7 protein-coding genes are annotated in these 11,498 nt (G+C 46.0%); 3 read left to right on the top strand and 4 right to left on the bottom strand.

Annotated elements, in window-relative coordinates:
* Positions 1 to 167: 167 nt before the first annotated feature.
* From RIG66_RS32055 to RIG66_RS32045, 3 genes are all read right to left on the bottom strand, one after another.
* Positions 168 to 524: a hypothetical protein gene (locus RIG66_RS32055; protein ID WP_446383906.1), complete on the bottom strand. Its 357-nt coding sequence runs from the start codon at positions 522 to 524 to the stop codon at positions 168 to 170.
* Positions 525 to 717: 193 nt separating this feature from the next.
* Positions 718 to 1,494 (bottom strand): SGNH/GDSL hydrolase family protein, encoded by a 777-nt coding sequence (locus tag RIG66_RS32050; RefSeq protein ID WP_446383904.1) that lies wholly within the window; start codon positions 1,492 to 1,494, stop codon positions 718 to 720.
* Between the two features lie 174 nt (positions 1,495 to 1,668).
* Positions 1,669 to 2,100, bottom strand: coding sequence for an acyl-CoA thioesterase (locus RIG66_RS32045; protein ID WP_446383902.1), 432 nt, complete (start codon positions 2,098 to 2,100; stop codon positions 1,669 to 1,671).
* Positions 2,101 to 2,940: 840 nt separating this feature from the next.
* Here RIG66_RS32045 and RIG66_RS32040 point away from each other — a divergent pair.
* Positions 2,941 to 8,946 carry a PAS domain S-box protein gene (locus RIG66_RS32040; RefSeq protein WP_446383900.1) on the top strand — a complete coding sequence of 2,002 codons (6,006 nt, stop codon included), beginning with the start codon at positions 2,941 to 2,943 and terminating at the stop codon, positions 8,944 to 8,946.
* Positions 8,946 to 9,941 carry a diguanylate cyclase domain-containing protein gene (locus tag RIG66_RS32035; protein WP_446383898.1) on the top strand — a complete coding sequence of 332 codons (996 nt, stop codon included), beginning with the start codon at positions 8,946 to 8,948 and terminating at the stop codon, positions 9,939 to 9,941. Before RIG66_RS32040 ends, RIG66_RS32035 begins: the two co-directional genes overlap by 1 nt.
* A 495-nt stretch (positions 9,942 to 10,436) precedes the next feature.
* On the opposite strand, the gene RIG66_RS32030 is transcribed toward RIG66_RS32035, so the two are convergent.
* A complete protein-coding gene (locus RIG66_RS32030; protein ID WP_446383896.1) occupies positions 10,437 to 10,802 on the bottom strand; it encodes an aspartyl protease in 366 nt (121 codons plus the stop codon).
* A 352-nt stretch (positions 10,803 to 11,154) separates the two neighbouring features.
* On the opposite strand from RIG66_RS32030, the gene RIG66_RS32025 reads away from it, so the two are divergent.
* The gene (locus tag RIG66_RS32025) at positions 11,155 to 11,475 is read left to right on the top strand and encodes a hypothetical protein (protein WP_446383894.1); all 321 of its coding nucleotides are present in this window, start codon (positions 11,155 to 11,157) and stop codon (positions 11,473 to 11,475) included.
* The last annotated feature ends 23 nt before the right edge of the window (positions 11,476 to 11,498 follow it).

The following is an 11,498-nucleotide window of genomic DNA, read 5'->3' as shown; positions in this document are numbered from 1 at the left end:
ATCCCTGACTACAAACTCTAACCTTGCACAGTTAAATTATACAACTGTTAGTTCCTACGTTGAAGTGATGATAGGCTAAAGCCCTTACTACAAACTACAAACAGGACGACTAAACACTGGTGAATAGTCGCCCGGTGAACTTTTTAACTGGGGAACTTCAGTTGCGTTTAATCGTTGTTTGTTAGCCCTTCAATCATATCTTTCGCTTTTTCTAACACATTCTTGTCGGGCTGAGATTCTTCATACTTTTTCTTTTCCTCCTCGTAAAGTTTTTCCACCCCTTTTTTCGGATCTTTCGACAGTGCTTCTTTGGCTTCTTCGTAGGCTTTTTCTTTCTCTTGCTGTGGCAATCCTAATTCGGTCTTTTCTGTTTTTGGTGGAGTCGTCAAGGGTGTATCAGAGTCAGCTAATGCGGCTTGATTGCTCAGGAGTAATAAACCCCCTAGATTGATTAAAGTAATTAAACTTAAAGCCCAAAGCATTTTGCCAATCCGTCGCTGAAAATTGATTAAAAATTGTAACATTGCCATCTCCTTTAAAGTGTCAAACCGAAATTGGCTTGAAATGCTAATCATAGCGGCTAATGATAACCTTATCTTCTGCCCATGGATAGATATACTAATTTTATAATTGCTGCCAATCCTCAGGTCAAGCAATTATTACTAGCTAGGCTTGATTGAATAGCTAAACCCATCCTACCCATTGAATTATTACTTATTATTTATGAATCTTTACTAATCCAGCCAAGAGCATTTTTTTTAACTCCTGATTGAGCGCCTGATACCCCCTAGGATTGATATGTAACGTATCGTAAACGTACTGGCTTTTAACCTGCTGCTCCTTTACCAAAAGTGAATAGGCATCTAAAATTAAGACATTTTTGGCTTTTAGCGAGTAGAGGTAAGCATTGACATCCTCAACTGCTTTGGCGACATCAGGTGACCAAAACGGTTGACGAATCAGGGGAACCGGACCAATGGGAAAAATGGTGGTTAAAATAACGGTGGCATCCTGTTTGACTGCACGAGCGACAATCTTGTGAATATTAGTCTTACAGTTACTGATAATGGTGGCTTTTTGCTTAGGGAATAGCGGGATTGTTTTCAAGTCGTTAATTCCAACTTGCACAACGATAATATCGGGATGTAAGGGTAAAATATGTTGATCAAAACGTCCCCATACCTGAGTGGATGTTTGACTACCAATGCCACGATTAATAAAAGAAACATCGTTGATATTGTCTGGCTCAACCCACATTGCTGCTCGCGAGTCACCAAAGAAGACAACGGTTACTGGAGAGTCACTCGATGAACGATCAGCTAACGAATCCCCACTAAAGGTTTGTAGTCCGAGGGGATCGAGATTGGTTTTATTCAGTTGCAGGTAGTACGATTTGGCTTGGGAGAAGAGGAAGATATTGACAACCAGTGACACAGCTAATGCGATCAGAGATAAGAATAATGCCAACTGAAATAAACGTTTTTGTTTCTGCATTTTGTAAATGTATTTGTTTCGAGTATGCTCCTGTAACACGCCAAAATTTAATTACTTCGCTTGCGAAATCTACCTCAATGCGACCTTATACTGAATGGATAATAATTTCAGTCTGGTTTAATTCTTAACCTTAAGCTTAATTAATACATTAAGCTTAAGTGAGTGGGATTAAAATTAAGTGCATGACAGCTCATCAGAGGGTTGGATTGACTCGAAAGTCGTCAGAATCTCTTTAGGAATTCCCCGTGGGCGCATCGTAACCCCATCCACCCACACCCAGATTGCTTCGGCAATGACTAAGGGTTGCACTTCTCCCAATCGATGAATTTCATAGCGTCTAATCGCCCGGGTTCCTTTCATTTGCTGTAGCCAAGTGGTGATTTCGAGGGTATCATCTGCCATTGCTGGACGCAGATAGTCAATTTCAATCCGACGCATGACAAACACACCTCCTAGATTTCGGCATTGTGCCAAAGAGTAACCCAGCAGTTGGGCGTGTTCCACGGCGGCTTGTTCAAGATAATTCTGGTAAACACCATTGTTGACATGTCCGAGGACATCAATTTCATAATGCCGCACCCGCAATTGCCTGGTATAGATTTGCATGGGCTTTCACTGTCGTCGAGGATTCTCAGGGTTGAGGATACGCGCTTTTGCGAATCCCTAGCTAAGTTAGCATACTGAAAACTCTGGCACAGCCACGTCTATGACTGTCTTGATTTAGCCCAGATAGCGCCGCCGAGTATTTCAATAGCGTGCTTGATCGTTTATTATAGAAATTAAGCTGTTCTATTTTTTCTCACCTTGCCATTAACCTGGAGGAATCATTAATAAACGAATTCTGAAGTGGGTAGCGGCAAAATAGCTGAATGTCTAGAACCCGACTAATCGCTTTCAGTCAGATTAGGCACAATCAAGAGACGGCTTGCCACTCTCGATTTTTGTTGCTGCATTGAGTGGTAAATTCCTCTAGAAAAACTACAAACTATTTGACTTTTTTGCCATTTAATGCTGGTATTAGAATTTATTGATTTGCTAATCAATACGTAAATTTTTTTTAATTTTTTTTGCAGTTTAGCCCGACAAATCAGGAAAAGCTACACAGAGCTTTGCAGTCTAGTTGTGGGTAGATAAACTAATTAAGTGTTCAACTCTATGCATGGCAGATATAACCGACCCGCTTTTGCAACAGGGATGTTTCTAAAGTCAGAAAAAATCGTAACTTTGACTCTGGGATATGGGGAGGGAAACTGTCACTGCATTACCCTAGTACCGCACGATCTTGGACATCAAACGTCAAAAGCATTTTGCCATGACTAGATTCACTGATTTGAATAGTCGGTTTTCCTGACGTCCGCGTGTGCTACCCTGAATCCTTATGTTCAGTCCCTTTATCGTTATCGCTGACTGAAATAAGTCCAAGTTTCTCCGCTCGGTAGAGTTTGTATGTTTCCCTTTTTCAATCGACTGTTAATCGATGGGTTGATTCATTGGTGTAATTTAACGGGTTGGCTTTTGGATTCCAGCCCAATTCCCCCAGTGCTAATGTATGGCGGTGTCTTCGCTGTCATGGGGTTACTGGCTATAGGTTTAGTCGGCTTAAGACAAACTCAACGAAAAATAAATGCTACCGCTTTTGCCAATTCCCCAGAACAGTTGACTAAAACAATACCAATCGACTTCGCCCTATTGTTTCAAGCGATTCCTCAGGCAGTAGTTGTTACGGATACAGACGGTTTTATTGTTAAGGTTAACTCCGCTTTTAATCAGCTTTTTGGGTATCAACCCGAATCCTTAGGGGGACAACCCTTATCGCAGTTGTATGCGAATCCTGAGGAGTTTGATTCACAGACAATGAATCCGGATTCGGCGGATTTTAATCAGTCCAAAGTGATAAACTATCAAAGCCAAACGGGGAATAGTTTCAGCAGCGAAACCCTCAATAGTGTGGTTAAAGATAGGGAAGGAAACGTTGTGGGAATTCTCTGGCTGATTCGCGATATTAGCGATCGCCAGCAAACCGAACTCGCCCTGCAAGCCAGTGATGAACGCTTAAACCTGCTGATTGACGGGATCAAAGACTATGCGATTTACCTGCTCGATACTGAGGGTCAGATTGTTAGCTGGAATGCAGGCGCTCAACGTCTGAAAGGGTATTCAGCATCAGAGATCATTGGTCAATCTTATCAGTGTTTTTTCCTCAAGGACGATCAAGAAAATGGTAAACCCGAACAATCCTTAAAAATTGCCGCCGAAACGGGTCGATTTGAGGATGAAGGGTGGCGCGTGCGGCGCGATGGTTCCCAGTTTTGGTGTACAACGATTATTACAGCGCTGCGCGATGAAACAGGATACCTGCGGGGGTTTGCCAAAGTCACCCGCGACATTACTGAATCCAAGCAGACTGAGGTGCGCTTACAACTTTTAGAACGGGCGATCGCAGCCAGTAGTAATGGTATCCTGATTACTGCTCCAAATGTACCCGATAACCCGATTATTTTCGTCAATCCCGGCTTTGAGCGAATTACTGGTTATTCAGCTCAAGAGGTTTTGGGAAAAAACTGTCGCTTCTTACAAGGAGATAATCAGCAACAACCTGGCTTAGATAAACTAAAAGCGGCGCTAAAAAACGAACAAGACTGTCACGTCATCCTGCAAAACACTCGCAAAGACGGGACACGCTTCTGGAATGAATTGTCCATTTCCCCCATCCGCGATCGCAATGGCAAACTTACCCACTATATTGGCATTCAAACTGATATTAGTGAACGTCGCCAAGCCGAACAAGAACGCGATCGCATCTTTGACTTGTCCGTTGATATGCTTTGTATTGCGGGGTTTGATGGCTATTTTAGACGCCTGAATCCCGCCTGGGAAAAAACTCTGGGGTGGAGTGAAGCCGAACTTTTAGCCCAACCTTATCTAGAATTGGTTCATCCCGATGATCGCGCCGTGACTCTGGCGGAAGCTGAACGACTGACAACCGGGAACGACTCTATTGCTTTTGAAAATCGCTATCGCTGTTCCGACGGTTCCTATCGCTGGCTGTTGTGGAATGCTAAAGCCTTAGTGGAAGAAGGATTAATTTATTGTGTCGCTCACGACGTAACTGAACGCAAGCAAGCCGAAGCCGCCTTACGGGAAAGTGAAGCTCGTTTCCGTACCATGGCAGATAGTGCGCCTGTACTGTTGTGGGTGGCTGGAACCGATGGACGCTGTACGTTTTTCAATCGCCCTTGGTTAGAATTTACCGGACGCCGTTTAGAAGATGAACTGGGCGAGGGATGGCTAGAGGCGGTACATCCAGAGGACAAGGAGAATTGTTTACAGATTTATAGTCATTCCTTTCACCAGCGCCAAACCTTTCGCATGGAGTACCGAATGCGACGCGCTGATGGGGAATATCGTTGGATTTTAGATACAGGTGTGCCGCGATTTGACACGAATCGGGGGTTTCTGGGATATATCGGTTCCTGTATAGATATCACGGATGTGAAAGAAAGTCAAGCGGCACTCGAATATTCCCAATCCCTGCTATCGGGGGTATTAAATAGTTCCCTGGATGGGGTAATGGCATTTGAAGCGGTTCGCGATCGCCAGGGCATAATTACTGATTTTAAATGGCTCCTGGTTAATCCGGCGGCGGAACGCATGGTGGGACGAACCCGTGAGCAACTCATGGGTCAGTATTTGCTCATGGAAATGCCAGGAAATCGCCAAGACGGACTCTTTGATTTCTATGTTCAGGTAACTGAAACCGGGATTCCGATTGAGCGAGAATTTCATTACCACCACGAAGGGATTCAGGCTTGGTTTCAAATCGCCGCCGTCAAATTAGGAGACGGATTTGCCGTTACCTTTGGTGATATTACTCATCGCAAACAAGCCGAGGAAGCCTTATATCAGAAAAACTCAGAACTGCAAGCGATTTTTAACGCCCTTCCCGATTTATATTTTCGCTTGAGTCAAGAGGGAACGATTCTCGACTATAAAGCCTCAAATGTGGGTGAATTATACGTTGAGCCAGAACAGTTTCTGGGAGAACCTGTACACAATGTTCTCCCTGCTGATGTGAGTGATAAAATTCAGGGGGCGATCGCGCAGGTAATTCAGAGCCAATCCCCAGTTAGTCTGGACTATTCCTTATCCTTAGAGACAGGGGAGCAAAACTATGAAGCCCGACTCGTGCCATTTTTGGACAATCAGATTATTGGGATTATCCGTAATATTACCGAGCGCAAACAGATTGAACAACAACAGCGCCAAGACGAAGCCGCGATTCGGGCTTTATATCGAGTGGCTGCTGCACCCAAACTCACGTTTGAGCAACGCCTACAAGGACTCTTAGCCTTAGGGCGGCGTCATTTTGGTCACGATGTCGGTATTGTGTCTCGGATTGAACAAGGGCGCTGTATGGTGATTGCGGCTCAAGTTCCGCCTAAATCACCTCGACAGGTGCAGGCGGGAGATACGTTTGAATTAGGACAGACGATTTGCAGCGAAACGATTCACGCCCAGGAACCGATCGCGTTCGAGTCGGCTGAAGATACAGAATGGGCAAATCATCAAGCCTGTCTTACATTTGGGATTAAATCCTATCTGGGTACGAGTGTCAAGGTAGCGGGGACTGTTTATGGGGCGCTGTGCTTCTTAAGTCTCCATCCACGTCGCACCACCCTCACCGCCAACAATCGCTCGGCGTCTCCTCAACTGCTCAAACTCATGGCACAGTGGGTGGGTCATGAGATCGAACGTCAACAAGCCAGAACCTTATTAGAGCGGCAATTGCAACGGATGTTGCTGCTCAAACAAATTACCCAAGAAATTCGCCAAAGCTTAGACAGTAAGCATATCTTTCAGACGGCGGCGACGCAAGTGGGTCAGGTTTTCGGTGTAAATCGTTGTCTGATTCATACCTATTTGGCAAAGCCTTGTCCGCAAATTCCGTTGGTGGCTGAGTATCTAGAACCCGGTTATGAGTCAACCCGACAGCAAACGATTCCCGTTGTAGGCAATCCTCACGCCCAAGCGGTGCTGGCGCAAGACCAAGCGGTGAGTTCCGAGAATGTTTATACTGATCCACAACTAGAGGGGGCGAATCAGCTTTGCCGTCAGATGGATCTCAAATCCATGCTTTCGGTGCGGACTTCGTATCAGGAGCAGACCAATGGTATTATTTGCCTGCATCAATGCGATCGCTTCCGTCAGTGGAGTGACGATGAAATTGAACTGTTAGAAGCGGTGGCGGCGCAAGTTGGGATTGCGTTAGCTCAAGCTCAACTCTTAGAACAGGAAAAGCAACGGCGGGAAGAATTGACGCTGAAGAATCTCGCCTTACATAAAGCGAAACGGGAAGCCGAAGTCGCTAATCGGGCAAAAAGTGAGTTTCTGGCAATGATGAGCCATGAAATCCGCACGCCGATGAATGCGGTAATTGGTATGGCTGGATTGTTGTTGGATACTGAGTTGACGCCCCAACAGCAAGACTTTGCCAATACGATTAGTAGCAGTGGTGAAGCGTTACTGACGATTATTAATGATATTCTGGACTTCTCGAAAATAGAATCCGGAAAATTGGAGTTAGAGGAACACCCCTTTGATGTGCATGTTTGTATTGAGGAAGCGTTGGATTTAGTTGCCTCTCAAACGGCGGCGAAGGGATTGGAACTCGCTTATTTAATTGAACCCTTCGGCTTCGCTCAGGGTCAACCCCAAACACCGACCACAGTTGTGGGTGATATTACCCGCCTGCGACAGATTCTGGTGAATTTGCTGAGTAATGCGGTGAAGTTTACGGAACAGGGGGAAGTGGTGGTATCGGTGATGAGTCGGGCAGTGTCTGGGGGAGCAGAGGGAGCAGAGGGAGCTGGGGAAGCAGAGGGAGCTGGGGGAGATGTTCCGGTGGAACGTCTGGAAGTCGAAGAAACCTACGAACTGCAATTTATGGTCAGAGATACGGGAATTGGCATTCCGCGCGATCGCATGAATCGGTTGTTTAAACCGTTCTCTCAGGTGGATGCGTCGATGACGCGCAATTATGGGGGGACAGGTTTGGGTTTAGCGATTAGTAAGCGCTTGAGTGAACGAATGGGCGGGCGCTTGTGGGCGGAAAGTGAGGTAGGGAAAGGTTCGACGTTTTATTTCACGATTGTAGTGAAATCAGACCCCAATTCGGTCACGGCGGAGTTGGATACACCCCAACCGGAGTTACGGGGAAAACGGTTACTGGTAGTGGATGATAATGCGACGAATCGGCAGATTATCACCCTACAGGCGCAGTCGTGGGGAATGGATGTGACAACAGCCGCATCAGGAGAGCAAGCGCTAAATTGGTTAGCCGACTCAGAACCCTTTGATCTGGTGGTTTTGGATTGGCAAATGCCAGAAATGGATGGTTTGACCTTAGCGTTACAAATCCAGGCGTTACCGAACAGTGAACAACTCCCCTTGGTCATGCTCAGTTCTGTGGGTCGGCAAACCCCCTATCAACCCCATGATATGCCAAACTTTGCGGCATTTCTGACCAAGCCGATTAAGCAATCCCAGCTTTATAATATTTTTGTGACAATTTTAGGACGTAGGCGGATTTCGGTGCGTCCAGGCGATCGCTCATCGGGACTGATTGAGGCTCAGTTTGCCCAGAGGCTACCGTTAAGTATTCTGCTAGTCGAAGATGTGGCGGTTAATCAAAAGGTGGCTCGCCAGATGTTGCAGCGCTTAGGATATCGCGCCGATGTGGCGAACAATGGACAAGAGGCGCTGGAATCCCTGCGTCGTAAGTCCTATCAGGTTGTTTTCATGGATGTGCAGATGCCAGAAATGGACGGATTGGAGGCAACTCGCCGCATCCGGGCTGAATGGTCGTCAGCTTGCCAACCCTGGATTATTGCCATGACGGCTCATGCGATGCAGGGAGACCGAGAACAATGTTTGCAAGTGGGCATGAATGACTATATCAGTAAACCGATTCGACCGGAAGCCCTGGTTCAAGTCTTAACCACTTATGCTCAAGTGCTGGATCAAGAAGGCAGAGATAGTATAACGGATTATTCAGAGGACGTATCTGTGCCAGAAATAACCTCAGACTCCAGTGCTACCCCTGCTTTGGATCAGCAAGTGCTGCAAGATTTAAGAGAAATTGCCGGAGACGATTATGAGGGGTTAATCGCGGAAGTGATTGACAGTTATCTGGAAGACTCCCCACCTAGGGTACAAGCAATTCGGAGTGCGATCGCTCATGATGATGCTAATGCTTTGCACCAATCTGCCCATGCATTGAAATCATCGAGTCTAACGATTGGAGCAACGGGTTTGGCGAAACTGTGTGCTGAGTTAGAAGCGTTGGGTCGCACGGGAAACCTAGAGGGTGCAGCCACTCTGATTTCCCAGTTTGATGCGGAGTATGAGCGAGTTGTCACTGCGTTGCAACAAGAGCATCCGAGGAAACTATAATGAATCAGCCTGACTTTCACCGTGACCCGCCCCTGATTTTGATTGTGGATGATGAAAAGACCCTACGCCTGGTGCTGCGTCGGGCGATGGAACAGGAGGGATATCGGGTGTCAGAAGTGGGGGATGGGCATCAATGTCTGGCGTTTTGCACCGAACAGTTACCGGATATTATTTTGTTGGATGCGATGATGCCTGTGATGGATGGGTTTACCTGTTGCGCTCAGTTGCAGGAACGATTTGGTCAGGAATGCCCACCTGTGTTGATGATTACGGGACTGAATAATCAGGAATCTGTAGACCGCGCTTTTGAAGCAGGCGCTACAGATTATATCACTAAACCGATTCATTGGGCGGTGCTGCGGCAACGAGTGCGGCGGTTACTGCACACCCATTGGGTGATGGCGGAGTTACACCGCAAAATTGAGCAAGAACGGGTGCTGAAGGCGAAGTTAGAGGAAATGAATCAGGAGTTGCAACGGTTGGTTGATTTGGATGGGTTGACTCAGATTGCCAATCGTCGGGCGTTTGATGAGGCGTTGCAGCAGGAGTGGAAACGATTGGCGCGGGAGCAAGCGCCTCTGTCGTTAATTTTGTGTGATATTGATTTTTTTAAGGCATATAACGACACGTATGGACATCAAGCGGGAGATGAGTGTCTTAAACAAGTTGCTGATATTTTGCGTAAAGCGGCAAAGCGTCCAGCGGATGTGGTAGCTCGATATGGGGGTGAGGAATTTGTGGTGATTTTACCGAATACATCTCTCAGAGGTGCCATGCAGGTGGCAGAATCGATTCGCTCGAAACTGAAGTCGCGGGCGATTGTGCATGAGGGGTCTAGGGTGAGTAAATTTGTCACCTTAAGTTGTGGTGTCGCTGGGGTGATTCCGCCGCCAAAAACGACTCCAGATCGGCTAATTGCGGAGGCAGATCAAGCGCTTTATAAAGCTAAGGTAGAAGGGCGCGATCGCGTGGTGGGAAATTTGGTTGAGGTTTGATTTTTATTTGTCATTGGTCATTTGTCATTTGTCATATTAAATTCGTTAGCATTGGAATTAGGCACTGCCCATCCGTATCAACTTAAACCACAAACCCCTCACCCCCAGCCCCTCTCCCACTCTGGGGAGAGGGGAGCAAGAAGGAAACGGTGTTCTTTTGCGTGATGCTAGAAGTGTCTTTATACAGCAAATTGCAGGTAAATGAAGTACACCTATATAGTGATAAGCTGTTCGGCATTTAAACCATAATGTCAAGAATTGCGAAATCCTTGTAGTGCGAGCATCTTGCTCGCTACCCATTCCCAATTTAAATGCGTGACAGCTTACTAATTGATCAGGGGGAAAATACTTTACCTCACGAACTTGTAATACGCTGTATGATGGTTTCCCAACTCCGTTTCCCTTTATTCCTCTCAATATTTACCCCCTTTCAAAGGGGGGTAGGGGGGATTTAAATATCTTAAACTAAAATTAACTTTACTCCCTTTCCAGAACTTATAATGTCAAAATACCCTTTCGTTTCTTTACGATTAGTTCCATACTATCTAACCACTGAGAACCGATTAAAATATCAGGTAGTCTTTCTCCAACGTGAACGAAAATGGTAAACTCTTGGTTATCGATCATTACCGTTCCTGCGTAGAGGTCAAAAAGCTCATTACCTCGCGCCGTTTTCATATCGATTTCATAGGCGATCGCAGACCACTGTAACGCCTCGATATCCTGAGCGTTAAGCGCTAGCCAACCTGTCGTAAAACCCGTATCGGGAAGTGCTTCAACGGCAAAACGTTCGCCATTTGCGGCTATCAGTTCAATCTCAAAGAACAACTCCCCATTTTCACCAAACCTGCCTACAATCATATCGTACCGCAGGTTCCGGTTTCATTGAGTCGAAAGATTGTTAACTTAACATCAGTATTGACATAACGTTCTTATCCTTTTTGAATCACTCCTTCTAGTTTTGGGTCAATTAAATAGTCGCCACTATCGGGTTCTATGGCAATGAACCAATTGTAGTATGAGTAGCGAGCAAGATGCTCACCCTACAAGAATGCTCGCCATCATCATAAAATTACACCTAAATTCTAACAGCACGAGAAATCCACACAGCATTATCCAAAAGTGCGATCGCAGATCTTGTAGGGTGCGTTAATGAAATGTAACGCACCATGTATAGGTTGATTGAATCTATGTCTGTTGTCCTGAGTCGGGGTTGAGTCTCAAAGCGCAAGTCGTCTATCCCCTCCTCCAGGAAAACCTGCATCTGTTGGATGATAACTTTGCTCGGATATTACGCGACTGGGCAACTGCAAAACTGGCAGAGGTGGAAGCCGAACAAGCCCAAGCTATTGCCGCCGTTATTGGTAATTTCAGTAATCTGATCAAGCAGTTCCCTCTAGGGAGTCAAGCAAATAATCTGGAAATCGCGATTTGGACTAATACCAAATTCGGGGAACGTTATCCCCGTTATAACCCAGTAGCAGCGATTTCAATCGCCTCCTCTTGCTTCTCGCCTAAGACAGACAAAAAATAGGGATGATATTCACCATCCCTACT

The organism is Coleofasciculus sp. E2-BRE-01 (assembly GCF_040221695.1).
Taxonomy (GTDB): domain Bacteria; phylum Cyanobacteriota; class Cyanobacteriia; order Cyanobacteriales; family Coleofasciculaceae; genus Coleofasciculus.
Note: the sequence above shows the minus strand (reverse complement) of the source record. Positions and strands in the feature narration are given on the sequence as shown.

What these genes read in the sequence shown, in the direction of transcription:
- RIG66_RS32055 (WP_446383906.1), bottom strand. Translation starts at nt 524, where the DNA reads ATGTTACAATTTTTAATCAATTTTCAGCGACGGATTGGCAAAATGCTT.
- RIG66_RS32050 (WP_446383904.1), bottom strand. Translation starts at nt 1,494, where the DNA reads ATGCAGAAACAAAAACGTTTATTTCAGTTGGCATTATTCTTATCTCTG.
- RIG66_RS32045 (WP_446383902.1), bottom strand. Translation starts at nt 2,100, where the DNA reads ATGCAAATCTATACCAGGCAATTGCGGGTGCGGCATTATGAAATTGAT.
- RIG66_RS32040 (WP_446383900.1), top strand. Translation starts at nt 2,941, where the DNA reads ATGTTTCCCTTTTTCAATCGACTGTTAATCGATGGGTTGATTCATTGG.
- RIG66_RS32035 (WP_446383898.1), top strand. Translation starts at nt 8,946, where the DNA reads ATGAATCAGCCTGACTTTCACCGTGACCCGCCCCTGATTTTGATTGTG.
- RIG66_RS32030 (WP_446383896.1), bottom strand. Translation starts at nt 10,802, where the DNA reads ATGATTGTAGGCAGGTTTGGTGAAAATGGGGAGTTGTTCTTTGAGATT.